A 25,050-nucleotide genomic window follows, 5' to 3' on the forward strand; every position below is an offset into this window, starting at 1 on the left:
CTGCCCGAGGCGTGTGCCCCGGGCAGCATTTAGTCAGGCAGTCCGCAATCAGGACTTGGGTTCCATCGCATCCGCGTTGATGACCGCATCCTGAAGTTTCTGGCGGCGCTCGTCGCTCAGCGGAACGAGACCGCGCTCCGACAGGTAGCCGCCCGGCGCCAGCGCCGCATCGGACATGTATTCCTCGATGAATTCCTGGAAGTTCGGGATCACGCCGCGATGCGCGTTCTTGGTGTAGAAGTAGAGCGGGCGCGACACCGGGTAGGACTTGTCGGCGATGGTGTCGAAATTCGGCGCGGTGCCGGCGATCTTCACGCCTTTCAGCTTGTCCTCGTTCTCGAACAGGAAGGAATAGCCGAATATGCCCATCGCGTTCGGGTCGGATTCCAGACGCTGCACGATCAGGTTGTCGTTCTCGCCGGCCTCGATGAACGGGCCGTCGGTGCGCATGCGCGAGCAGTTTTCCTTGACCCAGGATTTATAGGCCTTCTTGTCCAGCGCCTCTTTCTGCGCCTTCACATGACCAAGCGCCTCACAGCCCTCATGCATCGCCAGTTCGACAAATGCGTCGCGGGTGCCCGAGGTCGGCGGCGGGCCCAGGACCAGGATTTCGCTGTCGGGCAGGTCGGGGTTGATTTCCGACCACTTGGTGTAGGGGTTGGCGATCCATTCGCCATCGACCTCAACCTCGGCGCCGAGCGCGGTGTAGACCTCTTCCAGCGACAGGTCCCAGTCGAAATCGTTGCTGCGCGACACCGCGATCGAGAGCCCGTCGAAACCGATCAGGGCCTCGGTGACGTCGGTGACGCCGTTCTTCTGGCACAGTTCCCATTCCGACGATTTCATCGCGCGGGAAGCGCCGGTCAGGTCGGGATGGCCTTCCCCGATCCCGGCACAGAAAATCTGCATGCCGCCGCCGGTGCCGGTCGACTCCACGATCGGCGACGGCGCGCCGGTCTGGCTGGCGAATTCCTCGGCCACGGCCTGGGTGTAGGGGAACACCGTGGACGAGCCGACGATGCTGATCTGGTTACGCGCGGCAGCGGCGGTCGCGGCAACGGCCGTGATCGCGAGCGCGGAGGCGGTCAGTTTTGCGAGAGACATATCTTCGCTCCTCAGGTTCAGGGTCTCGGGACACGCGAGCCGTGCCCTCGGCCCGCTGACTAGTCCCCGCCCGCTTACCTTTTGTGACACTTGCGTAACGGTTTTATGACACCTGCCGGCCCACTTGCCGACCCTGCGTCAGGGTGCCGCGCCAAGGACCGGAATAATCACGGAAAAGGTGCTGCCCCTGCCCGTCTCGCTTTCGATCTGGAACCGGCCGCGATGACGGTTGACGATATGTTTCACGATCGCCAGTCCCAGCCCGGTGCCGCCCTTCTCGCGCGACCGGTCGCTGTCGACTCGGTAGAATCGCTCGGTCAGGCGCGGGATATGCACCGGGTCGATGCCCTCGCCGTGGTCGGTCACGTCCACGCGCAGCGCCGGTCCCCGCAGTCCGGCCATCTGGTCAAGCCGCGTCGCGCGCAACTCCACCACCCCGCCGGAGCCGCCGTATTTGACGGCGTTCTCGATGAGATTGTGGAAGACCTGCGTCAGCTGGTCGGCATCGCCCGGCCCGCGCAGTTCGCCCTCCGGCAAGGCCACGTCGAGCCGCACCCCGGCGGCTTCCGCCATCGGGCGCAGTGCCGCGATCGAGCCCCGGATCACGCCCAGCACGTCGATCTCGGCGCGCGGACGCACGCGCTCATCGACCTCGACGCGGGTGAGCGACAGCAGATCGCCCACCAGCCGGTTCATCCGCGCCGCCTCGCGCTGCATGATCTCCAGGAACCGGTCGCGCGCGGCCGGGTCATCGCGGGCGGCACCCTGCAGCGTTTCGATGAAGCCTGTCAGCGCCGTCAGGGGCGAGCGCATCTCGTGGCTGACATTGGCGATGAAGTCGCGGCGCATCTGCTCGGCATCCGCGACATGGCTGATGTCCTCGAAACTCACCACGGCGCCCTCGAAGCCGGCCTCGGCGGCCGAAACCGGCAGCGCCAGCAAGCGGTAGGTGGTCTCCGACGAGACGCCGGCGCGCAGGTAATTCGCCTCGGCCCGGCGGCGCAGGCGCAGCGCCGTCCCGATGCAATCGAGCGCCGCCGGCTGCCGGATAGCGGAGACGTAATTGCGCCCTTCCGGGTCGCTTCCCAGCAATTCCGCGGCCGCCTGATTTGCTACGAGCACCCTGTCAGTGTCGCCGACAATCAGAAGCGGTTGCGGCAATTGCGCGATGACCGCGCGTATCTGGCCAAACTCCATGTCCCCTGCCCCGTTCCGCTCGTTATCTGCACATCCATGCTGTGTATCATTTATGTAAAGGCTGCACGACAATTCGGCCACAGGGGCTTTTCAACACGCCGGGCGTGATTTAGTCGCGCGCTTCGAATGTATGAGCCGCGCCTGCGGGCACGGCCAGGATATCTCAGGAAAGACCAAGATGACCCGGCCACTGTCGCTGCGCCGAGGCGCGCAATGGATGGACAACGAACTCGGCGAAGCGGACCCGATCCGGGCCGTAGACGGCCTGACGCTGGCCGTGGGCTGCCACGCGGATATTCCCGATCTGCTGCGCGCCGGGCTGCTTCCGGACCCGCGCCGCACCCGGATCGCCGGATTCCGTGCGCTCGTGCGCTCCGGGACGGGTCTGGGTACTGCCACGACCGTTCTGACGCCCGTCATCGGCGCGGAATTCGACGCGATGGACATGGCTGGGCTGCTGGATTTGCACGGGTTCCGGGGGCGCTATCTCGCCTACGGGCTCGACTTGCCGAAGCCCGCGCTCCTGCGAGACGAGATCCGTGCGGCCTGGCCGCGCGTGGCTTTCAATCTCGTGGTGCTGGACCGGGTCGCGCCTCTGGCGCGCCGCCACTAGTCCTGCCCGGAACTCTCTTGCGCAGGCGCCTCAGTGGAGAGCGCCGCGCCGATCGCGGCTTCGAACTCGGCTTTCAGAAGCTCGATATCCTCGATGCCGACGGAGATACGGAAGAACCCCTCGGTCATTCCCAGCGCATCGCGCTCCGCCGGTCGCAGGCCCCGGTGCGACGAGCTTGCGGGATGCGAGAGCGTGGTGGCCACATCCCCCAGCGTCGGCGCGAAGGCGATATTCCCGGCCGCGCGCACCAGACGGTTGGCCACCTCGCGCCCGCCGGGAACCCGGAACGAGACGATATTGCCGAACATGCCCGCGAAAAGCCTGTTGGCGCGCGCGTGATCGGGATGACGCATGAGGCCGGGATAGATCACCTCCTTCACCCCGTCGAGGCTGTCGAGAAACTCCGCAAGCTCCGCGGCGTTTTCCTGCGCGCGGTCGTAGCGCAGCGCGAAACTGTGCAGGCCGCGCTCCGCCAGCCAGCAGTCGTAGGGGCTGGGCGTGAAGCCCCATGTGGTCGCGGTATCGCGGATCTCCCCGCGCAACTCCGGATCGCGGGCCGCGACATAGCCCAGCGTCGCGTCCGAATGCCCCGCCAGGAGCTTGGTGACGGAGTGAAAGAGGATATCCGCGCCATGCTCGAACGGGCGGAAGGCGCGCGGGGTGGTGAAGGTGTTGTCGACCACCAGAAGCACCTCCTCGCGCGCCGCGATCTCGGCGATGGCAGGGATGTCGGCCACGCGCAGGGTGGGGTTCGATACGGTCTCGACCACGATCATCCGCGTCTCGGGGCGGATCGCGTCGGCAATGGATTGCGGGTCGGTCGGGTCGGCCAGGCTGACGCCGAAACCCATCCGCGGCAATTCCTGGCGCAGCATCCGCATCGACCTGCCGTAGAGCTGGTTGCCTCCGATCACGTGATCGCCCTCGATCAGAACGCCCATCAGGATGGCCGAGAGCGCCGCCATGCCCGAACCGGTGAGCAGGCCGTCCTCCGCCCCTTCGAGCCAGTCGATCTTGGCGGCCAGCACATCGGCGTTCGGGTGGCCTTCGCGCGCATAGGTGTGGCCGGGCACCCGGCCCTCGTAGATCGCGTCAAGCTCGTCGGGGCTTTCGGTTGTATAGACGACGGAGGGCTCAAGCGGCGTGACCAGCGGTCGGCTGGCGCTGCGCGCAAGGCGCGTCCGTCTGACGACGGACCTGCTGTCCTCGAAATTCCCCATGCTCACTTCCCCAAGCAGCTAGCCAAGTAATGACCATGCTGCCGCATTCCTGACAAGGAAAATCCACAAAGCGAAAAGACAACCAAGCGCAGTTTCTGAAATTGTAGCACAGCCAGAAACTATGGGTGCAATAGATCGGGGACCGCATTGCGATTGTGTCGAAAATGGGGCGAATGCCGTCTTGATTGCGCCATTTTCTTCAGGGGGCGCAATACAATTTTGACGCGAGAAAACGCCGGGCGGTTTCCCGCCCGGCGTTCATTTTCCGTCAATCCGGTCAGATCAGGCGAACTTCCTGATCTCGCCCGATTTCAGGCGCGACACGTAGCTGTTCAGCTCGCGCTTGACGATCGGCATCAGGAAATAGAGCCCGATGATATTGACCACCGCCATCGCGAAGATCGCCGCGTCGGAGAAGTCGATGACCGGGCCCAGATTGGCCGCGGCGCCGATCACCACGAAGACGCAGAAAATCACCTTGAAGACCAGTTCCGTCGTCTCGCCCTCGCCGAAGAGGAAGGTCCAGGCCTTCAGCCCGTAATAGGACCACGAGATCATGGTGGAGAAGGCGAAGAGCACGACCGCCAGCGCCAGCACATAGGGGAACCAGCTTATGGCGCTGCCGAAGGCGGCGGAGGTCAGGCTGACGCCCGAATTGCCGTCCACGGTCTGGATCATGGTGCCGGCTTCGTTCAGCAGGTAATTGCCATCCGGTCCGGCCACGAGCTGACCAGTGATGATGATCACCAGCGCCGTCATGGTGCAGATCACCACGGTGTCGATGAAGGGCTCCAGAAGCGACACGAAACCTTCGGTGATGGGCTCCTTGGTGCGCACCGCCGAGTGAGCGATCGCGGCCGAGCCGACGCCCGCCTCGTTGGAGAAGGCCGCCCGTTTGAAGCCCTGGATCAGCGCGCCGACAAAACCACCCGCCACACCGAGCCCGGTGAAGGCGCCCTCGAAGATCTGCCCGAAAGCCCAGCCGATATGGTTGTAGTTGACCGCGAGGATGATCAGCGCCGCGCCGACATAGAGGATGCCCATGAAGGGCACGACCTTCTCGGTCACCCGTGCGATGGACTTGATCCCGCCGACGATCACCGCGAAGACCACCGCGGCGAAGACCAGTCCGGTGATCCAGCCCGGATAGTCTCCGACGATCCCCGAGATCTGCTGATGCGCCTGGTTGGCCTGGAACATGTTGCCGCCGCCCAGGGCGCCGAGGATGCAGAAGACCGAGAACATGACCGCCAGCACCTTGCCGCCGGGCAGTCCGCGTTCGGCGAAGCCCTTGGTCAGGTAGTACATCGGGCCGCCGGAGACCCGGCCGTCCTCATACTCGTTGCGGTATTTCACGCCCAGAGTGCATTCGGTGAATTTCGACGCCATGCCCATGAGGCCCGCGAGGATCATCCAGAATGTGGCCCCCGGCCCGCCGATGCCCACGGCCACCGCCACGCCGGCGATGTTGCCCAGGCCGACCGTGCCCGACAGCGCCGTGGCCAGCGCCTGGAAATGGCTGACCTCGCCGGCATCGTCGGGATCGGAATAGTCGCCCTTGACCAGCGCGATAGCATGGCCCACCGCGCGGAACTGCACGAAACCGAAATAGAGTGTGAAGACCGTCGCGCCGATAACCAGCCAGGCCACGATCCAGGGGAAGGTGGTGCCGGGGAACGGTGCGAAGATCAGGTTGACGAACCAGCCCGTGGAACTGGAGAAGATCTGGTTCACCTTGTCATCGAGGTCGCCGGGTTGCGCCTGCGCTATACCGCTGAGTGCGAGAAGCGCCGGACCGGCGGCCAGCACCGCCCTGTTGAATGAATTGTTTTTCATGATTTTGTCCTCTCTCACGGCACGATGGTACAGGCGACCGGGGACGCCTGTGCGAGCGAGCTTGCGACCGACCCGAAGACCCGTGCCGCCACCCCGGCGGCGCCGGTGCGCCCCAGGATGATCTGGTTGGCATTCTTCTTCTCGGCGATATCGATCAGCGTATCGGCCACATTGCCGTATCGGATCACCGCCTCGACCTCGATGCCCTTCTTCCTGGTCGCGACGACGACCGGGTCGAGGAGGGCCGTCTTGGCGCGGTCCATTTCCTCGGTCCGGCGCTTGTGCCGTTCCTCCAGTTCGGTCGGCGTGAGAAAGCTGTACGGCGACCATTCCAGAACATGCGCGATCAGCAGACTGGCACCCGTCGGCCGGGCCCGTTCGATCGCGAAATCCAGCGCCTTCTGGCTTGCCGGACTGTCGTCATAGGCGACGACATAGAGATCAGACATTGCGTTTCCTTCCATTTCCCTGTTCGCGCCCCGCGTGAGCGGGACAGGAAAACGTTAGCCCAGAACCCGCAACAAGGGTTTCGAAGTTTTCTGTTGAAGTTGGAAAATTTTCGAAAATAATGAGCGTATATCTGAATTTTTACGGAAAATTTTTAATGGACCGCCTCAACACGAAAATTCTTTCAGAACTTCAACGGGACAGCAATACATCTCTCGCGATCTTGTCCGAACGGATCGGCCTGTCCTTGTCGGCCTGCCACAGGCGCATCAAGGCGCTGGAGACCGAGGGCGTGATCCGGGGTTATTCGGCACGTCTCGACCGTGCGCGAATGGGGCTGGAGATGCAGGTTTTCATCGAGGTGAAGCTCGTCTCGCAGCGCAGCAGCGACCTCAGCGCCTTCGAGGGCGCCGTCGCGGCCATGCCGGAGGTTCTGGAATGCCATATGATCTCGGGCGACTTCGACTATATCATGCGCGTCGCGGCCCGGAACACGGCAGGTTACGAGCAGCTTTACCGCCAGAGGCTCAGCCAGCTTCCCTCGGTCAGCCAGATGCGAACGCTGATGAGCCTCTCGACCGTCAAGGAATTCAGCGGCTTTCACCTCGACGGGCTGGACTGACCGCTGCCCCGCCTGCCGCCCGCCTGCCCGATTGTAACTTGGGCGCAATCGCCGTATCAACGCGCCATGTTTCAACCGCTGACGGTCCCTGCCCCATGTCCATGCTGAGCACCTTCATCAAGCCCATGCACCCCGAGGGACGGCGGTTCGTGGGAATATTCGCCGCCGCCACGGTCCTGCTCTTCCTGATCTGGGATCCGCTGGGCTGGATCGGGCTGGGTCTGACGGTCTGGTGCTATTATTTCTTCCGCGACCCGCCGCGCACGACGCCGGTCCGTCCCGGTCTCGTCATCAGCCCCGCCGACGGGGTCGTCTCGCTGATCGAGCCGGCCATACCGCCGGCGGAACTGGGCATGGGCCCCGAGGCGCTCACCCGTGTCAGTGTCTTCATGAATGTCTTCAACTGCCATGTGAACCGCGCCCCTGTCGAAGGCCGCGTGACCGCCGTGGCCTATCGTCCGGGCGCCTTCTTCAACGCTTCGCTCGACAAGGCGTCCGAGCGCAACGAGCGTAACAGCCTGTGCATCGAGATGGACGACGGCCGCCAGATCGCGGTGGTCCAGATCGCCGGGCTTGTGGCGCGCCGCATCGTCTGCTGGACCGAGACCGGGCGCAGTATCGGGGCGGGCGAACGCTTCGGGCTGATCCGCTTCGGCTCGCGCGTCGATGTCTACCTGCCGCAGGGGATCGACCCGCTGGTCGCCGTCGGACAGGCGATGATCGCCGGCGAGACGGTCATCGCCGATCTGGCCTCGGACGAAGGGCAGCGCCATGCCCGGACTCACTGACGGCGGGGAGAAGCCGCCGCGCCGGTCGCGGCGCGAGCTGCCGCTCTTCCAGTTCATTCCGAACCTGGTCACGGTTGGCGCGATCTGCGCCGGGCTGACGGCCATCCGCTTCGCGGCGGGCGGGAATTTCGGCGTGGCGGTGCAACTCGTTCTGCTGGCGGCGCTGCTCGACGGGCTCGACGGCCATCTGGCGCGGCTGCTGCGCAGCGAATCCGCACTGGGGGCTGAGCTGGATTCGCTCGCGGACTTCCTGAGCTTCGGCGTGGCGCCTGCGCTGCTGATGTATTTCTGGGCCTTCGGCGAGATGCGCAACGCAGGATGGATCGCGGTGGTGATCTATGCGCTCTGCTGCGTGCTGCGGCTGGCGCGGTTCAATGTCAGCTCCAAGTCCAAACCCAAGGGCCTTCCCGACAAGCATTTCACCGGCGTCCCCTCGCCAGCCGGTGCCTGTCTGGTGCTGCTGCCGATCTTCCTGTGGTTCATGCTGGGCGAGGATATCCGCCTGCCACGCGGGATCATCGCGCTGCACATGGTAGGTGTGGGGCTTCTGATGATCAGCCGCATCCCCACATATTCGCTGAAATCGCTTAATATCCGGCGCGAGCATGTGCCGTATCTCTATATCGGCTTCGTCTGCTTTCTGGCCGCGCTCCTGAGCTTTCCCTGGGCGATGCTGGTGGCGCTCGACATCGCCTATCTTGGTTCGGTGGTCTGGACCTGGCGGCGGGTCAAGCCCGCACCGTCTGCCTAGGACTCACTCCAGGAACGCCTTCACCGCGCGTTCCAGGAAACCCATGCGGAAACTGTGCCCGCCGGGCCAGAGACAAAGCTCCAGCCGCTGCTCCCTGTCATTGGCATAGGTCTCGCATTCCAGATCGCCCGCGCGCTTCCACCCGTCGGGCGTGAATCCCCCGGTCTCGCGCATCATCTCGATGGCCTTCCGCACATCGCCCTGATGCGTCTCGGCGATCGGCCGGCCACCCAGCGGCACGACCGGGTCCTCGGTGCCGTGGTAGTGGATCAGGTCGACGCCCCCGCCTGGACAGCTCTGCGGGACCGGGCGCCAGAACGTGCCGGACATCGGTGCGAACCCGGCGAAGGACGCGGCCCGGTGGCAGGCAAGGTACCAGGTCATCATCCCGCCCGCCGAGAAGCCCGAGGCGACCAGCCGGTCCGGGTCGATGCCGTGGCGGGTCTTCAGATCAGCGATGACCGCGTCGATATAGGCGAGCTCATTTACCCCCTCGACCTCGTTATGGGCCGGCGCATGGGGCAACGCCCAGTCGTGCCCGGCGGCGTTGAGCGCGACCAGCGCCAGTCCCAGCCCGTTCGCGAGCCGGATCAGACTGCGGTTGCGCATCACCCCGGCGGAGGAGCCGCGATAGCCATGCGCGAAAAGGATGGCCCCCAGCGGCTTGCCCGGCGCGGGGGCCTTGGGAAGCACGATGCGGTAGTCTCGCGCGCCGATCCGGCAATCGCTGTCGGGCGTGCCGCAGGCCAAGGCCGTCCCGGCTCCGCCCCCGGACAAGAGCGCACAGAGAAGCAGGGAATGGGCGAAACGGAACGGCAGGCGACGAATCATGGGGCACTCCGGGATCAGGAACGAAGCGCAGCCTGACACGGCCTGGCGGCAGGTCCAGCCACCCCTACGAAAGAGTGATCGCTGCGCCTCAGCGGCCCTTGAAGAGACCGCCCAGAACGCCGCGCAGAATAGTGCGCCCCGCGCTCGAGCCCAGCGAGCGCGCCAGCGACTTCGCGAAGGCGGTGCCGACGGAATCGCTGCGCGAGCGCCGCGCGGTCGAGCGGCTGACCTTCTTGCCGGTGTAGCGCCGCGCGGTCTTGAACTCGCGCTGTTCGATCGGCGCGTCCTCCTCCGCCGCCTCGGCCTCGGCCGCGGCGCGGGCGGCCTCCGCGGCGCGGGCGGCCAGGACCTCATGCGCCGATTGCCGCTCCACCGTGATGTCATATTTCCCGGCAAATGGCGAGGCGGCGATTACGTCCGCCCGCTCGGCATCCGTAATCGGCCCGAGTTGCGACGAGGGCGGGCGGATCAGCGTGCGCTCCACCATGCCCGGCACGCCCTTCGCCTCCAGCAGCGAGGTCACGGCCTCGCCCACGCCGACCTCACGGATCGCCGCTTCGGTGTCGAAACGCGGGTTGCCGCGATAGGTCTGTGCGGCTGCGCGGAGCTCGCGCTGGTCACGCCCGGTATAGGCGCGCAGCGCGTGCTGGATCCGGTTGCCGAGCTGGCCCAGGATGTCCTCGGGGACGTCGCCGGGGCTCTGGGTGATGAAATAGACGCCGACGCCCTTGGACCGGATCAGCCGCGCCACCTGCTCCACCTTGTCTACCAGCGCGTCGGGCGCGTCGTCGAAGAGCAGATGCGCCTCGTCGAAGAAGAAGACCAGCCGTGGCTTCTCGGGGTCGCCTACCTCCGGCAGCGACTCGAAAAGCTCCGAGAGCAGCCACAGAAGGAAGGTCGCATAGAGCCGCGGCGCACGCATCAGCCGGTCCGCCGCCAGGATGTTGATCCGCCCGCGCCCGTCGAGGTCGGTCGCCATAATGTCCCCGAGGTCGAGCGCCGGTTCGCCGAAAAACTGCGCCGCGCCCTGGTTTTCCAGCACCAGGAGCCGGCGCTGAATCGCGCCCACTGAACTGGTGGCCACGTTTCCGTAACGCAGCGAGAGCTCGCCGCGATTTTCGCCCACCCAGGTTAGCAGCGCCTGCAAATCCTTTAGATCGAGCAGCGCCAGCCCTTCCTCGTCGGCGACGCGGAAGGCCACGTTCAGAACCCCTTCCTGCACCTCGCTCAATTCCAGCAGGCGCGAGAGCAGCAGCGGCCCCATCTCGGCCACCGTGGTGCGCACCGGATGGCCTTTCTCGCCGTAGAGATCCCAGAAGGTCACTGGAAAGGCGTCATAGACATAGTCCTGCGCGAAGCCGATCGTGACGGCGCGTTTGAGGAAGGCGTCGTGAAGTTTGAACTCCGCCGACCCGGCCCGCGCCAGCCCGGAAAGGTCGCCCTTCACGTCCGACAGGAAGACCGGCACGCCACGCGCCGAGAAACTTTCGGCCAGAATCTGGAGCGTCACCGTCTTGCCGGTGCCTGTCGCACCGGCGATCAGCCCGTGCCGGTTGGCATATTTCGAAAGAAGAATCTGCGGCGCCGCGTAATCCGCGCCCCCGCCACCGACGAAAATCCGAGACACATCCACGATCCAACGCTCCATTCAAGATCCCTCTGCCCGCAGAATACAATCTTAACCGGAATGCGCCATGCTGGTCTGGCCGTGCCGGGCCAGCGATGATCCGGCCGGCGTTTCCTCCCTGTCGGACTGGCCGTATCTTCGGATACGGCCTTTTTTCGGGCGGACGCGAAGCGCAGCAACAAGTGTTGATTCCCGAAGGGAAGTATCCTAGCATCCGACGCAATGACGAAGTCGGCCAGTCCGACAGGGAGAACAGAATTCTGAAAAGGGGCCTCAGGGCCCCTTTTTTCCGTTCCGGGCAAAAGCGGCGGATTCCGGCGAAACGCACTGTCCCCGGCCGCGATCAATAATTCGCGTCTGGCCGCAGGAAGGACCGCGTGATAAAGGCTCTGACGACGCCAAATCAAACTTCAGGGAAGACGAATGTCCAAGACACTGCGCGTAATTGCACTACTGCTCGCGACCGGCATCGCCGGCATGGCCCAGGCCCAGGAGGACGGCGCGGCGACGGAAGCGGAACCGGAGGCCGATGCCGGCGGCCTGTCGATGGGCGAGGAAGCCACGCCGCTCGTCGGCGACACCTACCGCGCCTCGACCCACGGTGCCTGGCAGATCAACTGCGTGAAGACCGAAGAGGAAAAAGACCCCTGCCAGATGTATCAGCTCATCAAGGATCCGCAGGGCAATCCGGTGGCCGAACTGACCGTCTTCGACGTGCCCAACGGCGCGCAGGCGGTGGCGGGCGCGACTGTGGTCTCGCCGCTGGGTACACTGTTGACGACCCAGATGACGCTGGCCATCGGCGACGGCCAGGGCAAGCGCTATCCCTTCTCCTGGTGCGATCAGGCAGGCTGCGTCTCGCGGCTGGGGCTGACGGGCGCGGAGCTTCTGGCACTGCAGAACGGCACAAGTGCGACGGTCACGATCCGTTCCATCCAGGCACCGGATCAGAAGATCAATCTCGACGTGTCGCTGGAAGGTTTCACCGCCGCGTTCAAGGAAATCCAGGTTCCAAATACCCAGTAGGCGCGCGATGGCGCGCGGCGCGGATCACACCGTGCCGAGCGCCAGCACCGCGTTGAGCCCGCCGAAGGCGAAGGCGTTGGACATCACCAGATCGACCTTCGCCTCGCGCGCCTCATTGGGCACCACGTCGAGCGCGCATTCCGGGTCCGGCTCCTCGTAGCCGATGGTGGGCGCGATGACGCCCTCGCGCAGCGCCATGATGCAGGCCAGAAGCTCCACCGCGCCGGTGCCGCCGATCAGGTGGCCATGCATGGACTTGGTGGAGGAGATCATCAGCCGGTCGGCATGGGCGCCGAAGACCTCGGCCACGGCGGCGCATTCGGTCTTGTCGTTGGCCGCGGTGCCGGTGCCATGCGCGTTGATATAGCCCACACGGTCCAGCCCCGCGCCGGCATCGGCGAGCGCACCCTTCATGGCCCGCGCCGCGCCCTGCTTGGAGGGCATCACGATATCGGACGCGTCCGAGGTCATGGCGAAGCCCACCACCTCGGCCAGGATATCGGCGCCGCGAGCGCGGGCGTGATCGTAGTCCTCGAAGACGAAGACCGCCGCCCCCTCGCCCTGCACCATGCCGTTGCGGTTGGCCGAGAACGGACGGCAGGCGTCGCGGCTCATCACGCGGAGTCCTTCCCAGGCCTTGATGCCGCCGAAGCAGAGCATCGCCTCGGTCCCGCCGGTGACCATCACAGGGCAGCCGCCGCTGCGCACCAACTGGAACGCCTGCCCCATCGCGTGGTTCGACGACGCGCAGGCGGTGGCGACGGTGAAACTCGGCCCCTTGAGGTTATGGGTCATCGAGACATGGCTGGCCGCCGCGTTGTTCATCAGCTTGGGCACGACGAAGGGATGCACCCGGTTCTTGCCGTCCTCGTAGACCGTGCGGTAATTCTCGTCCCAGGTGTTCACGCCGCCGCCCGCGGTGCCCAGCACCACCCCGGCACGCGCCGCAAGCTCACCGTGAAACTCCAGCCCGGACTGCGAAATTGCCTCGTCCGCGGCCAGCAGCGCGAACTGCGTGAATCGATCATAGAGGGCGATCTGCTGGCGGTTGAAATGCTTTTCGGCGTTGAAGTCGCGCACCTGCCCGCCGATGCGGATCGCCAGCCGCTCGACATCGCGGATTTCAAGCTCCCCGATGCCGAGCCGGCCCTCGCGCATGCTTGCGCAGGTCTCCGCCGCGCTCATTCCCAGCGCGTTGATCGAGCCCTGCCCGGTGATGACTACCCGCTTCATGAGACGGCCGCGCCGTCCCTTTCCGCAACCAGCCCTTCCACGGCCCCGATGATCGCCGCGACATTGGAGATGTCGAAATCGCCCGCTTCCGGGTCGTTGGCATTGAAAGGCACCTGGATGTCGAAGGCTTCCTCGATGGCGAAAATCGATTCAACCAGTCCCAGGGAGTCGATCCCGAGGTCTTCCAGCGTGCTCTCGGGCTTCACATCAGCGACATCCAGAACGGCCTGTTCCGCAATGATTTCACGGACCTTTTCAGCAACCGGTACCGACATGCGCGCCCCCTTCGGAAAAGTTGTCCCTCACTTAGTCGGTTTGCCCGAATTTTGAAACCCGTTTTTGAAGTTCCGCGACCTGCGCGACTAGCCGCGGCAGACGCCGCAACGCCTTGTAGCTGTCCATGTGATGGTCCATCCGGACGGCCGGGGTACCGGCCACGACCCGGCCCGCCGGCACGTTCGACAGGATGCCCGCGCCGCCGGTCGCGACCACGTCGTCGCCGACCTTGATATTGTCGGCCACGCCCGCGCGGCCGCCGAAGATCACCCGGTCGCCGATTTCGGCCGACCCGGCCGAGGCCGCCATGCCGCAAAAGAGGCAATCGCGTCCGATCCGCACGTTGTGGCCGATCTGCACGAGGTTGTCGATCTTGGTGCCGTCGCCCACCACCGTGTCGCGGATTGTGCCGCGGTCGATGCAGCTATTCGCGCCGATCTCCACGTCGTCACCGATCGTCACCGCGCCCAGCGAATGGATGCGCGTCCAGGCCCCTTTTCGGGTGTCGGCGGGCGTCGCGCCGCCTTCGGGACGGGTGAAGGAGAACCCGTCCGCGCCGATCACGGCGCCGGGCTGCGCGATGAAACGCGCCCCGATCCGCACCCGCGCCCCGATCCGCACACCCGAATGCAGAAGCGCGCCCGCCCCGAGCCGCGCATCGGCGCCGATGCTGACATGGGACATGATCCGCGCGCCCGCACCGATCACCGCGCCCGGTCCGATCTGGACAAAGGGACCGATGGCGATATCCTCGCCCAACGTCGCGTCATCCGCGATCACGGCGGAGGAATGGATGCCGGGTTCCAGCGCGGGCGGATGCGCGAATTCGGTGGTGATCCCCGCCATCGCCTGGCGCGCGTCGCCCACGAAGATCGCCGCCTCCAGCCCCAGCGCCCGCCAGTCCGCACCCTGCCAGAGCACCGCTGCACGAGCCGCACCGGCACCGAGCGCGTCGGCGTATTTGGGATCCATCGCCATCGCCAGGTCGTCGGGGGTGGCGTTGCCGGGCTCCGCCGCGCCGCGCAGCACGAGATCGGCGTTGCCCGCGCACTCCGCACCAAGCGCCGCCGCGATATCACCGACCCTGAGTTCCATGGCTGCCCCCGATTGATCCGCGCCGCGTCGCCGGACGGCCCGTGCGCCTCCTTGGGCAGTGACTTAGCTCTGAACGTCGTTCAACGCTACCCCGGCGGCGGTGAGCGCGTCAAAAATCCGCGCGTCGCGCCCGTAGACATCGTCGCGGTAATTGACCTGCCCTTTGGGGTCCACCCAGACGGTCCGGTAGGTCAGATGCACCGGGACCTTGCGCTCCAGGTTGATCTGCGTCTCGCGCCCGGTCTGGAGCGTGCGGTGGAACAGAGCCTCGGGGTTATCGGTCTGGCGCGACAGAAGCGTGTAAGCCAGATCGAACGGATCCTGCACGCGCACGCAGCCGTGGCTGAAGGCCCGGCGGTCGTACCCGAAGAGCGACTTGGCCGGCGTATCGTGCAGGTAGATGTTGAAGCGGTTGGGGAACATGAACTTCACCAGCCCCAGCGCGTTGCCACGGGACGGCGGCTCTTTCATGTCGAAGGGAAAATTGCGCTTGTTGAACCGGGTGAAGTCGACCCTCGAGCGGTCCACCACCCGACCGCGCACATCGTAGATGCGCAGATGCCCCGCCGCGTTCGGGTTGCGCTTGAGCTGCGGCAGATATTCCTCGGTCGCGATGGAGCGCGGCACATGCCAGGTCGGATTGACGATCAGATGCTCCATCTCGTCGGAAAACTCCGGCGTACGCAGGTCGCGATCGCGCTTGCCGATCACCACGCGCGTCTCGAAGCTGACCTTGCCGTCATCGACGACATAGGCCGTGAACGCCGCCTGATTGACCAGGATATGCCGCTCGCCCAGCGGCTTGTTGAGCCAACGTGCGCGTTCCAGCCCCACGACGACCTGTTTGAGCCGCTCGCGCGCGGGCACGTTGAGCGCGCCGATCGTGTCGGGGCCCGCGACCCCGTCGGAAGCCAGCCCGTGATCTGTCTGGAAGCGCTGGACGGCGGATTGCAGCGTGCTGTCATAGCCGCTGGCGGCGCTGCGGTTCATGTAGCCCATGCGCACCAGCCGGTTTCGCAGCGCCACGACATCCGCGCCGCTGTCGCCCGGCTCCAGCTTGCCGCCGCCGAGCGCGGGTCCCCAACCGCCCTGGCGCAACACACGCTCGAGCCGAAGCTTCTCCTTCAGAAGCCGCACGTAATGCGGGTTCCGCGGGGCCAGTTCGCGCAGGAAAATATGAGGATCGGCCGCCGCGAAGGCGGTGATCTGCTCCAGCCGGTCGCGCCGCGGCACCTTCATCGCCAGCCCGCCATCGACCTGTCCGGGCTCCAGCACCCCGCTTTGGATATCGCGCGCGTAACGCAGGAAGAGCCGGCTCGTCTCGACCTCGACCCGGCCGCGATCACGCTCGGTGCGGATATCGGCAAATGTCTCGCGCAGCCGGTGCGGCGCGTAGCGGGCGGCCGGCAACCCGTGGACCGGCGCGCGTTCCAGCGCGGTCAGGAGCGCGTGTCGGCGTTCGGCGTCGCCCTGCCCGGTCCAGACCGGGGCATAGCCGCGCTCCCTGTAGAATTCAGCAAGCGCCGCGTCGGTCGAGGCATACTCGGCCACCGCCTGCTTGAAGACCGGGAACCCGGCAAGAACAGGCGCTGCTTGCGCGACCATAAAGACGAAAACGAGGGAAATGAGGGCGCGCGTGGCAGAAGATCCGACCGTCAGAACAGACATACTTGATCCCTTGGAAGACATGGAACTCGCATATAAGAACATATAAGAAAGCGTAGCCCGAACAGGACCTGCCGCTAACTACGATTGGATCACTTTGCCGCGCGCTGTGGCGGGCATGCAACGCGTCGAGCGCAAATCGGCAATCCCGCCACATCGTAACCTATTTGAGCGAAGTTCCGCCGATTTCCCCTTGCGCCGGAAATTTGCGCGGCGCGGCGGTTGGTTTGAGAATCAAGTCATGTCATAAATTTCATGTCTGGGGGGACAAACGTAACAAGCCAGCCGCGTCAAGCGGCGCAGACGACGGGACAGGCAGACCAAATGAGCACTTCCACTTCCGTGAACTTTTCGCGGCGCGGCTTGATTGCTGCGTTCGCGGCCACCGCCACTCTTGCCACGCCGGTCTATGCGAATGCCGCCGGTTTCCTGCGCGGCGCCGGCGATATCCGACGCATCCGCATGTATTCGGGCCGCACGGGCGAGAGCCTCGACACGATCTACTGGATCGAAGGCGAATACATCCGCGAGGCGCTGGCCGAGATCACCCATTTCATGCGCGACTGGCGCACCGGTCAGACCATGGTGATCGACAACCGCACGGTCGATATCATGGCCGCTGCCCATAATCTGCTGGACGTCTCGGAACCTTACATGCTGCTGTCGGGCTACCGCTCGCCCGAGACCAACGCGATGCTGCGGCGCCGGTCACGCGGCGTGGCCAAGAACTCCCTCCACATGCAGGGTCAGGCCGCCGATCTGCGGATGAAATCGCGCAGCGTGGGCCAGATGGCGCAGGCCGCCGCCGTCTGCCATGCCGGCGGCGTCGGGCGCTACTCGCGCTCCAACTTCGTGCACATGGATTGCGGCGACGTGCGAAGCTGGGGAAGCTGACGTCCGAGGCTTTCCACCTGTCATGACCTGGCAAGCCCGCCTCTCCGGCGGGCTTTTTCACGTCTCAGGCACGGGTCGTCCCGTCGCCTTCCACCAGATATTTGAAACTGGTCAGTTGCTCGGCGCCCACTGGGCCGCGCGCGTGCATCTTGCCGGTCGCGATGCCGATCTCCGCGCCCATGCCGAACTCGCCCCCGTCGGCGAACTGGGTGGAGGCATTGCGTATCAGGATGGCGCTGTCGAGTCCGGCGAAGAAGCGTTCCGCCGCGGCGTCGTCTTCGGTCAGGATCGCATCCGTATGCTGGCTGCCATAGCGGCGGATATGGGCGATCGCACCCTCCACGCCCCCGACCAGCTTCGCCGCGCAGATCATGTCCAGGAACTCGTGGCCGAAATCATCCGGCGCGGCGGCGACGGTGCCGGGCACGGATTGCAGCGCCTCGTCGGCACGGACCTCGACCCCGGCGGTGACGAGATCGGCGATGAAGGGTGCGCCCTGCGCCTCGAAGAAGCCGCGATCGACCAGCAGGCACTCCATCGCGCCGCAGATGCCGGTGCGGCGGGTCTTGGCGTTCAGGATCACACGGCGCGCCTTCTCCATATCCGCAGCGGCGTCCACATAGATGTGGCAGATGCCCTCGAGATGGGCGAAGACAGGCACCCGTGCCTCTCGCTGCACGAGCCCCACCAGCCCTTTGCCGCCGCGCGGCACGATCACGTCGATATGGTCGGTCGCCGTCAGCATGGCGCTGACCGCGGCGCGGTCGCGGGTGGGGACAAGCTGGATCGCCTCGGCGGGTAGGTTGGCGGCGCGCAACCCCTCCACCATGCAGGCATGAATCGCGGTCGAGGAACGGAAACTCTCGGAGCCGCCGCGCAGGATCACCGCGTTCCCGGCTTTCAGGCAGAGCGCGCCGGCATCCGCCGTCACGTTGGGCCGGCTTTCATAGATCACGCCGACGACGCCCAGCGGCGTGCGCACCCGCCGGATATGCAGCCCGGAGGGCATGTCCCATTCCGCCATCACCGCGCCCACGGGATCGTCCTGCGCAGCCACGGCGCGCAAGCCAGCGCAGATGCTTTCGATCCGGCCCGTGTCCAGCATCAGCCGGTCCATCATCGCGTCGCTGAGGCCCTTCTCGCGGCCGAACTCCAGGTCGCGCCCGTTGGCGGCCAGGATGTCGTCCTGCGCGGCGTCCACAGCCTCGGCCGCTGCCTCCAGCGCGCGGGTCTTCTGCGCGGCGGAGGCGGTGGCCAGCTCCATGGCGGCGGCGCGCGCGGCGCACCCGATCCGGTCCATCATCGCGGCGATATCGGTCTTCGTCTCGGTCATAGCACCATGTCATCCCTGTGTATCAGCGCGGCGCGGCCGGGATAGCCGAGCGCGGCCTCGATCTCGCTGCTCCGGCGCCCGGCAATGCGGACGGTCTCCTCATGTGTGTAGCGCACCAGTCCGCGGCCCAACGTGGCGCCGCCGGGGCCGCAGATCGTCACCGGCTCGCCCCGCCCGAACTGCCCGGTCACGCCGGTAACGCCCGCCGGCAGCAGCGATTTGCCCCGGCCGAGCGCCGCCGCCGCGCCCGCGTCCACATGCACCTCGCCCTTGGGCTTCATCCCCGCAATCCAGTGTTTACGTGCGGTGCGCGGGTCGCCCTGCGGTGCGAACCAGGTTGCGGGCACCCTGCCCCCGGCCAGCGCCGAAAGCGGCCGGTTGACCGAGCCTTCCATGATCGCCATCGCGCAGCCAGCGCCGGTGGCGGTCTTGGCGGCCATGATCTTGGTCTTCATGCCGCCTTTCGACAGGCCCGATCCCGCGTCGCCGGCCATCGCCTCGATCTCCGGCGTGATGGCTTCCACCAGGTCGAAGCGGCGGGCCTGCGGGTCCTCCTTCGGGTTCCCGGAATAGAAACCGTCCACATCCGACAGCAGCACCAGCCCGTCCGCGCCGCACATCAGCGCCACCTGCGCGGCCAGCCGGTCATTGTCGCCGAAACGTATCTCGTCGGTGGCAACCGTGTCGTTCTCGTTGACGATAGGCACGGTGCCCAGGTCCAGAAGCGTTCCGATCGTGGCGCGCGAGTTGAGGTAGCGGCGCCGGTTGGCGCTGTCCTCGAGCGTCACGAGCACCTGTGCGGTGATGAGCCCGTGCGGCGCCAGCGCCTCCTCATAAGCGCGGGCCAGCCGGATCTGGCCCACCGCCGCGGCGGCCTGGCTCTGTTCCAGCGCCAGCGTTCCGGCGCCCAGCCCCAGCACACCGCGCCCCAGCGCGATCGAGCCGGAGGAGACAAGCACCACGTCCTGACCGCGCGCGCGCGCCTCGGCCACATCGCGCGCGAGGCCCGTCAGCCAGTCCATGCGCAACGCGCCGCTTTCGCGATCCACCAGCAGGGCCGAGCCGATCTTGACGACCAGCCGGCGCATCCGGGTCAGGGGTTTCAGGGCCGCCACGCCGCGTCCTCCGCCTGCCCCCCGGCCTCTTGCAGGCGGGCGGCGTCGATTTCGGCCCGCAGCGCGCGCAGCACCGACTGGAGCCCCTCGCCGCTGACCGCCGAGAGCATGTGAACCGGACCGCCATGCGCCGCCTCCAGCGTCGCGCGGCGCTCGGCGCGCTCGTCCTCGTCCAGCGCGTCGATCTTGCTGAGCGCGGTGATGCGGGGCTTCTCCGCCAGCCCGTGCCCGTAGGCGTCGAGTTCATGCAGGATGGTCGCGTAGTCCTCGGCCAACGCCTCGGACGTGCCGTCGACCAGATGCAGCAGCACCGCGCAGCGCTCGACATGACCCAGGAACATATCACCCAGCCCCTTGCCCTCATGCGCGCCCTCGATCAGGCCGGGAATGTCGGCCATCACGAACTCGGTCCCGTCGACGCCCACCACGCCCAGGTTGGGCACCAGCGTTGTGAAGGGATAATCCGCGATCTTGGGCCGTGCGTTGGAGGTGGCGGCCAGGAAAGTGGACTTGCCGGCATTGGGCAACCCAACCAGCCCGGCATCGGCGATCAGCTTGAGTCTGAGCCATATCTCGCGCTCCACCCCCAGCTGGCCGGGATTGGCGTGGCGCGGCGCCTGATTGGTGGAAGTCTTGAAATGCAGGTTGCCGAAGCCGCCATTGCCGCCCTTCGCCAGCCGGATGCGCTGACCCAGCTCGGTCAGGTCGGCGATCACAGTCTCGCCGTCCTCGTCCAGCACCTCGGTGCCCACCGGCACCCTCAGCACGATATCCTCGCCATCCTTGCCGGTGCGTTGGCGGCCCATGCCGCCCTGCCCGTTGCGGGCAAAGAAATGCTGCTGGTAGCGGAAGTCGATCAGGGTGTTCAGCCCCTCGACCGCCTCCACCCAGACATCGCCGCCGCGCCCGCCGTCGCCGCCGTCGGGCCCGCCAAATTCGATGTATTTCTCGCGCCGGAAACTGGTGCAGCCATTGCCGCCCGCACCGGACCGGATCGTGACACGCGCCAGATCGAGGAATTTCATGACTGTCGTCCTTTGCTGGCCCGTCCTATCGCAAAGAACGCAGGCGGGCTCAATCCAGTTTGCGCGAATAGGTCCAGGTGGGGAGCGTGGCCTGGCGCGCCACGCAATAGGCTTCCGCGTCGCCCAGATAGGCGAAGCCGGCATTGGTCAGTACCCGCGCCGAGGCCGGGTTGGACTGGAAGACGGCCGCGAAGATCGCCTGATTGCCCAACGGGTTGGCAGTGACCAGCGCTTGCACCGCCTCCGAGGCATAGCCCGCGTTCCAGAAAGCCGGCGCGACCCAATAGCCGATCTCCGACTGGTCGCGGTCGAGTTGCCGGAGCGAGATAAGCCCCAGAACCTCGGCCTGGCTGCGGGCCGATCCGTCCAATGCCCAGACATGCTCCTCCCGCACATCCTGCATGGCCCGCGCCACGAAGGCTTCGGTCGCGCCGGGCGGCAGCGGATGCGGGATGTTCGTGGTCATCTCCGCCACGCGCAGGTCGCCGGCATAGACATCGATCAGACCTTCGTCGGACTTGCGCAGCGGGCGCAGGCAGATGCGGTCAGCCTCGATTGCGGGCTGCGTGACGACGGTATCCATCTTCATCTCTCTTCTCTCCTCCTCCGGCCCGCGACGCCCTTCCCCGGCACCGCCCGGCCTCCTCCGGCGCGATCGCCCCTCAAGGATGGGAATGCGGCAGCCTCACCGCAAGTCACATCCCCGAAATGCGAAAGGGGACCGGCGCTGCCGATCCCCCCTTGCTTCATCGCCTGTCAGGGTCCGGCTTACTCGGCAGCCTCCGCACGCGGAAGTACGGACACGAAGGTGCGCCCCTTGAATCCCTTGAAGAAGGTCACCTGGCCTTCCTCGACGGCAAAGATCGTGTGGTCGCGGCCCATGCCCACGCCCTGACCCGGCCACCACTTGGTGCCGCGCTGGCGCAGGATGATGTTGCCGGGGATCACGGCCTCGCCGCCGTATTTCTTGACGCCAAGACGACGACCGGCGGAATCGCGGCCGTTTCTGGATGAACCGCCTGCTTTCTTGTGTGCCATTGGTCGTTACTCCTTAGCTTCGCCGAGCGCTTTCGCCTGCTCGATCCAGTTGTCACGTTCGATCCGGCCCCTGAACGAGAGCTTGTCGTCCATATAGGCAACCTCGTCGGCGTTCCAGGCCGCGATCTGGTCGAAATGGAAGACGCCGTTCTCGTTCAGCAGGCTCTCCAGCTTGGGGCCGAGGCCCGAGATCTTCTTCAGATCGTCCGGTGTGCCGTCGCGCGCCTCGGTCAGCAGATTGGCGGGCTTCACGCCTGCCGCCGCCGCTTCCGCCGGGGCCGCTTTCGGCTCGGCTTTCTTGGCCGCGGGCTTCTTGTCGGCCGGCGTCTTCGCAGCCTTCTTGTCGGCCTTCTTGGCCGTCTTCGGCGCCGCAGCCGCAGCCACAACCGCCGCAGCCGAAACCGAGCCCGCCCCGACTGCCGCCTTGACACCCGACTTGTCGGCGCCCGAGGCCAGGATGTCGGTCACGCGCAGGACGGTCAGGCTCTGCCGGTGGCCCTTGGTGCGCTGCGAGCCATGCTTGCGGCGGCGCTTGACGAAATGGATCACCTTCTCGCCGCGGATCTGGTCGAGCACCTCGGCCTGGACAGCCGCGCCCGCCACATGGGGCGTGCCCAGCGTCGTCTTGTCGCCACCGAGCATCAGGATATCGTTGAACTGGACGGTCTCGCCCGCTTCGGCGGCCAGTTTCTCGACCTTCAGCACGTCGCCCGAGGCGACCTTGTACTGCTTGCCGCCGGTTTTCAGCACCGCAAACATCTTGCGTCTTCCCTTTTTTCACCGCGCCCTGTGGCCCCCTTGCGGGTGTTGTGCGGCGGGGTCGGCCCCGCGCCTCGGGCAGCGCGCCCGTCTCCGGGCTTTGATCAAAAACAAACCCGCGAAAACCGGGGTTTCCGCGTGGTGGGCGGTGTATCGGCCAGCGCGCGCGATTTGTCAAGCGGGCGAAGGCCCCGATAACGGCTCCGCGCGGATCAGAGCTTCTCGCTCCGAATGAAGCCCGCCAGCCCCTTGCCCAGCCGCGCCGAGACATCGCGATACATCACGTCGAAGGCCTCGAAAATCGCGCGGTTGAGCTGCTGCCCCGCATCCGTTGCGGAAAACTCGATATAACGCTCCAGCTCGTCGTCGCCCAGCGGCTGATAGGCCAGCGTCAGATAGGAATAGATCCAGTCTGTCGTCTCGCGGCGCATCTCCTCCTCCTGGGACCAGACATCGCCGAGCATCTCCGACTCGGAGAGATCGTAGGGAAAGGCCCCGCCCTCGTTCATCGCGCGGTAGAAGGCGAAATTGGCGTTGAGCGCGCCCGCGACATTCGATTCGATCAGGTCGTTGATCTCGACGAACCGGTCGATCTGGTCGAGCCGGATGCCGTCGTCGCGGCGCAGATCCTCCACGCGCGAGGCGCTCTCCGCCTCGATGTCCGGGCTGCGCAGCGCACTGCGGGCGCTGATCTCCAGCGCGATGACGCGCTGCCCCAGATCGGTGCCGAAGAATTCCAGCGAAGCCGCCAGCGCCGGCTCCGACAGCCGGCCGGCGAAGGCATCGCGGAAGACGCCGCCCAGACGCTCCGGGTCGTAGACATCGGCCGCCACCTTGCGCCAGACCGCGCCGCCATCGCCCTCCAGGTAATCCTCCTCGAGCTGCGCGGCATGCTCCATCCCCTCCTCGCGCATCACGTCGAGCAACTCGTCGGTGCCCATCAGCTTCAGGAGTCGGCTTTCCTGCGCGTCGGGCCCCGCCTGAACCGCGCCGGCCAGCAGCAGAAGGAAGGGGAGAAGGAACAGTCGCAACATGCGGACCTCGCGGGGAAAGACGCGGCCGGGTCGCGGCGCGCCGGGGGATGGGCCGGGCCAAGTCTAACGGTCCCGGACGCCCAAGCCAATGCCACCCCGCGCGGGCCCGGAAGAAAGCCGCCCGCCCCCGCCAATGCGGGCTTGCACCGCCCCGCGCATCCCGCTATCACGCGCTCCGCGACCCTTTGAGCTGCGGAGAGGTGCCGGAGTGGTCGAACGGGGCGGTCTCGAAAACCGTTGAGGGTGCAAGCCCTCCCAGGGTTCGAATCCCTGTCTCTCCGCCAGTCGCCGTGGGTTTCATTGAGAAATCAACGCAACCTTAAGTTTCTCGAACAATCCACAGGAAGAATTCAGCCGCGTTTTGCGGCTTTTGCGGGGTACATCGGTTCGGGCAGCTAAGTCGTAGTGAAGTTCGGCCGACCTCAGAGCGGGGGTGAGTTCAGAGCACACCGCAAGCTTTAGCAAAGCGTCTGCCGAAACTGCTTAACTGCACCTCAAGATGAATTTGCCGACCGAACATGTCTTTCGAGAACAGCCTTCCGGGCGTCGAGGAACTCCGATTCGCGGTCTGTTCCATGTGCTCCAACTGCATATTCAAGTGTTCTACTACCTTCGAAATCCCCCTTTCATCCAATGACCTAACTGCCGGACTGCCCAAGTTCTGCTTTTGAAACTGGGGGCGTTCAATAACGCCTTGCCGCATCAAGTTTTCAGCCCAACTCAAATCAGATATTGTTTTGAGGCCGTATTCCTCAGCCTTTTCTTCAATCGCCTGAATGGCGTTCTTTTGAAGTTCCATGTTCGACTGTTGGATGGATCTCATCTTATCTTTCTCTTCAGAAGTAATTTTTGCAGAGTCTTTCGGCACAAATCTTGTGGAATTTTGCCTCAACTCTCTATCCGCCTTCATCGTGAACGCCAGGAAATCAATAACTTTTGCGTCCATGGGGGAAAGGCTTTCAAGAACACTGATAAATGGCCGTTCGGCGTTTACATCAGAATTCGGCTCCAACGCCTTCGCGAAGAGACCTGCCCACATATCCCGCACATTTTTGTCATCGGTGAGGGAAAGGCCATGCACCAAAAGGTGCAGTTCCTCTTCCTTCGGCGGAGTAATGTCTCTCATATCTACGCTATCGGCATCGAGCTTCTTCCGGACCTCTTCCATGCCGAGCTGGGCATTGATTTCGCGTTTCCGTCGGACCCTGTCACCGAGCATGCCAATGCCATTTGCAAGCAGGCTTCCTGCTTCCTCGGCCGGTTTCATTAGCAGGCTGCGGATAATGTCACCAAGGGCAGCGTCGATTCCTTTACCGACACTCACATTAGGTTCAGGACCCATTAATTTGGTTGCTGCGGACTCGGCGGCGTGATTCAAACCCCTGAACTTCAGGGGGGGGGGGGGACGATGAGCAATCTATTCTGGTTGACCGACGCGCAGATGGCGCGGCTTAGACCTTACTTTCCAAAGAGCCATGGCAAGCCAAGGGTCGATGACCGGCGAGTGCTGAGCGGGATTAT

The 25,050-nt window shown here is 65.4% G+C and carries 25 protein-coding genes, 1 tRNA gene and 1 pseudogene; 8 read left to right on the top strand and 19 right to left on the bottom strand.

Annotation, left to right across the window (positions count from 1 at the left end; all coding sequences use genetic code 11):
- Window positions 1-48: 48 nt before the first annotated feature.
- On the bottom strand, window positions 49-1,104 hold the full coding sequence (locus DDZ14_RS07175) for a substrate-binding domain-containing protein (protein ID WP_109424262.1): 1,056 nt from the start codon (window positions 1,102-1,104) through the stop codon (window positions 49-51).
- A gap of 138 nt (window positions 1,105-1,242) precedes the next feature.
- Window positions 1,243-2,301 carry an ATP-binding protein gene (locus tag DDZ14_RS07180; RefSeq protein ID WP_109424263.1) on the bottom strand — a complete coding sequence of 353 codons (1,059 nt, stop codon included), beginning with the start codon at window positions 2,299-2,301 and terminating at the stop codon, window positions 1,243-1,245.
- Between the two features lie 178 nt (window positions 2,302-2,479).
- Here DDZ14_RS07180 and DDZ14_RS07185 point away from each other — a divergent pair, with 178 nt between their 5' ends.
- Window positions 2,480-2,914, top strand: coding sequence for a hypothetical protein (locus tag DDZ14_RS07185; RefSeq protein WP_146193104.1), 435 nt, complete (start codon window positions 2,480-2,482; stop codon window positions 2,912-2,914).
- On the opposite strand, the gene DDZ14_RS07190 is transcribed toward DDZ14_RS07185, so the two are convergent.
- The 3 genes from DDZ14_RS07190 to DDZ14_RS07200 all read right to left on the bottom strand — a co-directional run bounded on the left by DDZ14_RS07190 (window position 2,911) and on the right by DDZ14_RS07200 (window position 6,419).
- Window positions 2,911-4,134: a PLP-dependent aspartate aminotransferase family protein gene (locus DDZ14_RS07190; RefSeq protein ID WP_109424265.1), complete on the bottom strand. Its 1,224-nt coding sequence runs from the start codon at window positions 4,132-4,134 to the stop codon at window positions 2,911-2,913. The two genes, DDZ14_RS07185 and DDZ14_RS07190, sit on opposite strands and share 4 nt — an antisense overlap.
- Before the next feature lie 282 nt (window positions 4,135-4,416).
- Complete coding sequence (locus tag DDZ14_RS07195) at window positions 4,417-5,970, bottom strand: sodium:alanine symporter family protein (protein ID WP_109424266.1); 1,554 nt, start codon at window positions 5,968-5,970, stop codon at window positions 4,417-4,419.
- A gap of 14 nt (window positions 5,971-5,984) precedes the next feature.
- Window positions 5,985-6,419 carry a universal stress protein gene (locus DDZ14_RS07200; RefSeq protein ID WP_109424306.1) on the bottom strand — a complete coding sequence of 145 codons (435 nt, stop codon included), beginning with the start codon at window positions 6,417-6,419 and terminating at the stop codon, window positions 5,985-5,987.
- 155 nt (window positions 6,420-6,574) lie between these two features.
- On the opposite strand from DDZ14_RS07200, the gene DDZ14_RS07205 reads away from it, so the two are divergent.
- The 3 genes from DDZ14_RS07205 to pssA all read left to right on the top strand — a co-directional run bounded on the left by DDZ14_RS07205 (window position 6,575) and on the right by pssA (window position 8,578).
- Window positions 6,575-7,039, top strand: a complete 465-nt coding sequence (locus tag DDZ14_RS07205; protein WP_109424267.1) for an Lrp/AsnC family transcriptional regulator — start codon at window positions 6,575-6,577, stop codon at window positions 7,037-7,039.
- A 95-nt stretch (window positions 7,040-7,134) separates the two neighbouring features.
- The gene (locus DDZ14_RS07210; protein WP_109424268.1) at window positions 7,135-7,827 is read left to right on the top strand and encodes a phosphatidylserine decarboxylase; all 693 of its coding nucleotides are present in this window, start codon (window positions 7,135-7,137) and stop codon (window positions 7,825-7,827) included.
- Entirely contained in the window at window positions 7,811-8,578 is a 768-nt protein-coding gene (gene pssA, locus DDZ14_RS07215) for a CDP-diacylglycerol--serine O-phosphatidyltransferase (RefSeq protein ID WP_109424269.1), read from the top strand. Before DDZ14_RS07210 ends, pssA begins: the two co-directional genes overlap by 17 nt.
- 3 nt (window positions 8,579-8,581) lie before the next feature.
- On the opposite strand, the gene DDZ14_RS07220 is transcribed toward pssA, so the two are convergent.
- Together DDZ14_RS07220 and DDZ14_RS07225 are read right to left on the bottom strand one after the other, a co-directional pair.
- Window positions 8,582-9,409 carry a PHB depolymerase family esterase gene (locus DDZ14_RS07220; protein WP_109424270.1) on the bottom strand — a complete coding sequence of 276 codons (828 nt, stop codon included), beginning with the start codon at window positions 9,407-9,409 and terminating at the stop codon, window positions 8,582-8,584.
- Between the two features lie 88 nt (window positions 9,410-9,497).
- Window positions 9,498-11,057: a helicase HerA-like domain-containing protein gene (locus DDZ14_RS07225; RefSeq protein WP_109424271.1), complete on the bottom strand. Its 1,560-nt coding sequence runs from the start codon at window positions 11,055-11,057 to the stop codon at window positions 9,498-9,500.
- Window positions 11,058-11,459: 402 nt separating this feature from the next.
- On the opposite strand from DDZ14_RS07225, the gene DDZ14_RS07230 reads away from it, so the two are divergent.
- Window positions 11,460-12,062, top strand: coding sequence for an invasion associated locus B family protein (locus DDZ14_RS07230; protein WP_109424272.1), 603 nt, complete (start codon window positions 11,460-11,462; stop codon window positions 12,060-12,062).
- A gap of 24 nt (window positions 12,063-12,086) precedes the next feature.
- Here the strand turns inward: DDZ14_RS07230 and DDZ14_RS07235 are convergent, their stop codons facing one another.
- The 4 genes from DDZ14_RS07235 to DDZ14_RS07250 all read right to left on the bottom strand — a co-directional run bounded on the left by DDZ14_RS07235 (window position 12,087) and on the right by DDZ14_RS07250 (window position 16,334).
- On the bottom strand, window positions 12,087-13,295 hold the full coding sequence (locus tag DDZ14_RS07235; protein WP_109424273.1) for a beta-ketoacyl synthase: 1,209 nt from the start codon (window positions 13,293-13,295) through the stop codon (window positions 12,087-12,089).
- On the bottom strand, window positions 13,292-13,570 hold the full coding sequence (locus DDZ14_RS07240) for an acyl carrier protein (protein WP_109424274.1): 279 nt from the start codon (window positions 13,568-13,570) through the stop codon (window positions 13,292-13,294). The genes DDZ14_RS07235 and DDZ14_RS07240 overlap by 4 nt, the downstream gene beginning before the upstream one ends.
- A gap of 31 nt (window positions 13,571-13,601) precedes the next feature.
- Entirely contained in the window at window positions 13,602-14,666 is a 1,065-nt protein-coding gene (lpxD, locus tag DDZ14_RS07245; RefSeq protein WP_109424275.1) for a UDP-3-O-(3-hydroxymyristoyl)glucosamine N-acyltransferase, read from the bottom strand.
- A 63-nt stretch (window positions 14,667-14,729) separates the two neighbouring features.
- On the bottom strand, window positions 14,730-16,334 hold the full coding sequence (locus DDZ14_RS07250; protein ID WP_233252513.1) for a murein L,D-transpeptidase: 1,605 nt from the start codon (window positions 16,332-16,334) through the stop codon (window positions 14,730-14,732).
- A 321-nt stretch (window positions 16,335-16,655) separates the two neighbouring features.
- Here DDZ14_RS07250 and DDZ14_RS07255 point away from each other — a divergent pair, with 321 nt between their 5' ends.
- Entirely contained in the window at window positions 16,656-17,225 is a 570-nt protein-coding gene (locus DDZ14_RS07255; RefSeq protein WP_109424277.1) for a DUF882 domain-containing protein, read from the top strand.
- Window positions 17,226-17,289: 64 nt separating this feature from the next.
- Here DDZ14_RS07255 and DDZ14_RS07260 read toward each other — a convergent pair whose 3' ends face one another.
- The 7 genes from DDZ14_RS07260 to DDZ14_RS07290 all read right to left on the bottom strand — a co-directional run bounded on the left by DDZ14_RS07260 (window position 17,290) and on the right by DDZ14_RS07290 (window position 23,529).
- Window positions 17,290-18,558, bottom strand: coding sequence for a glutamate-5-semialdehyde dehydrogenase (locus DDZ14_RS07260; RefSeq protein WP_109424278.1), 1,269 nt, complete (start codon window positions 18,556-18,558; stop codon window positions 17,290-17,292).
- Window positions 18,555-19,673, bottom strand: coding sequence for a glutamate 5-kinase (gene proB / locus DDZ14_RS07265; RefSeq protein ID WP_109424279.1), 1,119 nt, complete (start codon window positions 19,671-19,673; stop codon window positions 18,555-18,557). The genes DDZ14_RS07260 and proB overlap by 4 nt, the downstream gene beginning before the upstream one ends.
- The gene (gene obgE / locus DDZ14_RS07270; RefSeq protein ID WP_109424280.1) at window positions 19,661-20,698 is read right to left on the bottom strand and encodes a GTPase ObgE; all 1,038 of its coding nucleotides are present in this window, start codon (window positions 20,696-20,698) and stop codon (window positions 19,661-19,663) included. The genes proB and obgE overlap by 13 nt, the downstream gene beginning before the upstream one ends.
- Before the next feature lie 49 nt (window positions 20,699-20,747).
- On the bottom strand, window positions 20,748-21,287 hold the full coding sequence (locus tag DDZ14_RS07275; protein WP_109424281.1) for a GNAT family N-acetyltransferase: 540 nt from the start codon (window positions 21,285-21,287) through the stop codon (window positions 20,748-20,750).
- A gap of 179 nt (window positions 21,288-21,466) precedes the next feature.
- Window positions 21,467-21,736, bottom strand: a complete 270-nt coding sequence (gene rpmA, locus DDZ14_RS07280; protein WP_109424282.1) for a 50S ribosomal protein L27 — start codon at window positions 21,734-21,736, stop codon at window positions 21,467-21,469.
- Window positions 21,737-21,742: 6 nt separating this feature from the next.
- Complete coding sequence (locus tag DDZ14_RS07285) at window positions 21,743-22,495, bottom strand: 50S ribosomal protein L21 (RefSeq protein WP_109424283.1); 753 nt, start codon at window positions 22,493-22,495, stop codon at window positions 21,743-21,745.
- A 212-nt stretch (window positions 22,496-22,707) separates the two neighbouring features.
- Window positions 22,708-23,529 carry a DUF2059 domain-containing protein gene (locus DDZ14_RS07290; protein WP_109424284.1) on the bottom strand — a complete coding sequence of 274 codons (822 nt, stop codon included), beginning with the start codon at window positions 23,527-23,529 and terminating at the stop codon, window positions 22,708-22,710.
- Between the two features lie 194 nt (window positions 23,530-23,723).
- Between DDZ14_RS07290 and DDZ14_RS07295 the strand changes: the two genes are divergently transcribed.
- A tRNA-Ser gene (locus tag DDZ14_RS07295) sits at window positions 23,724-23,813 on the top strand.
- Window positions 23,814-23,968: 155 nt separating this feature from the next.
- Here DDZ14_RS07295 and DDZ14_RS07300 read toward each other — a convergent pair.
- Complete coding sequence (locus tag DDZ14_RS07300) at window positions 23,969-24,907, bottom strand: Abi-alpha family protein (RefSeq protein ID WP_233252514.1); 939 nt, start codon at window positions 24,905-24,907, stop codon at window positions 23,969-23,971.
- 30 nt (window positions 24,908-24,937) lie between these two features.
- Here DDZ14_RS07300 and DDZ14_RS07305 point away from each other — a divergent pair.
- A pseudogene (locus tag DDZ14_RS07305) lies at window positions 24,938-25,050 on the top strand (IS5/IS1182 family transposase); the annotation flags it as partial.

Source organism: Maritimibacter sp. 55A14, assembly GCF_003122205.1.
GTDB lineage: Bacteria > Pseudomonadota > Alphaproteobacteria > Rhodobacterales > Rhodobacteraceae > QEYE01.

Excerpts from the sequence above, each read along its gene's own strand:
- DDZ14_RS07175 (WP_109424262.1), bottom strand. The coding sequence starts at position 1,104 with ATGTCTCTCGCAAAACTGACCGCCTCCGCGCTCGCGATCACGGCCGTT.
- DDZ14_RS07180 (WP_109424263.1), bottom strand. The coding sequence starts at position 2,301 with ATGGAGTTTGGCCAGATACGCGCGGTCATCGCGCAATTGCCGCAACCG.
- DDZ14_RS07185 (WP_146193104.1), top strand. The coding sequence starts at position 2,480 with ATGACCCGGCCACTGTCGCTGCGCCGAGGCGCGCAATGGATGGACAAC.
- DDZ14_RS07190 (WP_109424265.1), bottom strand. The coding sequence starts at position 4,134 with ATGGGGAATTTCGAGGACAGCAGGTCCGTCGTCAGACGGACGCGCCTT.
- DDZ14_RS07195 (WP_109424266.1), bottom strand. The coding sequence starts at position 5,970 with ATGAAAAACAATTCATTCAACAGGGCGGTGCTGGCCGCCGGTCCGGCG.
- DDZ14_RS07200 (WP_109424306.1), bottom strand. The coding sequence starts at position 6,419 with ATGTCTGATCTCTATGTCGTCGCCTATGACGACAGTCCGGCAAGCCAG.
- DDZ14_RS07205 (WP_109424267.1), top strand. The coding sequence starts at position 6,575 with ATGGACCGCCTCAACACGAAAATTCTTTCAGAACTTCAACGGGACAGC.
- DDZ14_RS07210 (WP_109424268.1), top strand. The coding sequence starts at position 7,135 with ATGTCCATGCTGAGCACCTTCATCAAGCCCATGCACCCCGAGGGACGG.
- pssA (WP_109424269.1), top strand. The coding sequence starts at position 7,811 with ATGCCCGGACTCACTGACGGCGGGGAGAAGCCGCCGCGCCGGTCGCGG.
- DDZ14_RS07220 (WP_109424270.1), bottom strand. The coding sequence starts at position 9,409 with ATGATTCGTCGCCTGCCGTTCCGTTTCGCCCATTCCCTGCTTCTCTGT.
- DDZ14_RS07225 (WP_109424271.1), bottom strand. The coding sequence starts at position 11,057 with ATGGAGCGTTGGATCGTGGATGTGTCTCGGATTTTCGTCGGTGGCGGG.
- DDZ14_RS07230 (WP_109424272.1), top strand. The coding sequence starts at position 11,460 with ATGTCCAAGACACTGCGCGTAATTGCACTACTGCTCGCGACCGGCATC.
- DDZ14_RS07235 (WP_109424273.1), bottom strand. The coding sequence starts at position 13,295 with ATGAAGCGGGTAGTCATCACCGGGCAGGGCTCGATCAACGCGCTGGGA.
- DDZ14_RS07240 (WP_109424274.1), bottom strand. The coding sequence starts at position 13,570 with ATGTCGGTACCGGTTGCTGAAAAGGTCCGTGAAATCATTGCGGAACAG.
- lpxD (WP_109424275.1), bottom strand. The coding sequence starts at position 14,666 with ATGGAACTCAGGGTCGGTGATATCGCGGCGGCGCTTGGTGCGGAGTGC.
- DDZ14_RS07250 (WP_233252513.1), bottom strand. The coding sequence starts at position 16,334 with ATGTCTGTTCTGACGGTCGGATCTTCTGCCACGCGCGCCCTCATTTCC.
- DDZ14_RS07255 (WP_109424277.1), top strand. The coding sequence starts at position 16,656 with ATGAGCACTTCCACTTCCGTGAACTTTTCGCGGCGCGGCTTGATTGCT.
- DDZ14_RS07260 (WP_109424278.1), bottom strand. The coding sequence starts at position 18,558 with ATGACCGAGACGAAGACCGATATCGCCGCGATGATGGACCGGATCGGG.
- obgE (WP_109424280.1), bottom strand. The coding sequence starts at position 20,698 with ATGAAATTCCTCGATCTGGCGCGTGTCACGATCCGGTCCGGTGCGGGC.
- DDZ14_RS07275 (WP_109424281.1), bottom strand. The coding sequence starts at position 21,287 with ATGAAGATGGATACCGTCGTCACGCAGCCCGCAATCGAGGCTGACCGC.
- rpmA (WP_109424282.1), bottom strand. The coding sequence starts at position 21,736 with ATGGCACACAAGAAAGCAGGCGGTTCATCCAGAAACGGCCGCGATTCC.
- DDZ14_RS07285 (WP_109424283.1), bottom strand. The coding sequence starts at position 22,495 with ATGTTTGCGGTGCTGAAAACCGGCGGCAAGCAGTACAAGGTCGCCTCG.
- DDZ14_RS07290 (WP_109424284.1), bottom strand. The coding sequence starts at position 23,529 with ATGTTGCGACTGTTCCTTCTCCCCTTCCTTCTGCTGCTGGCCGGCGCG.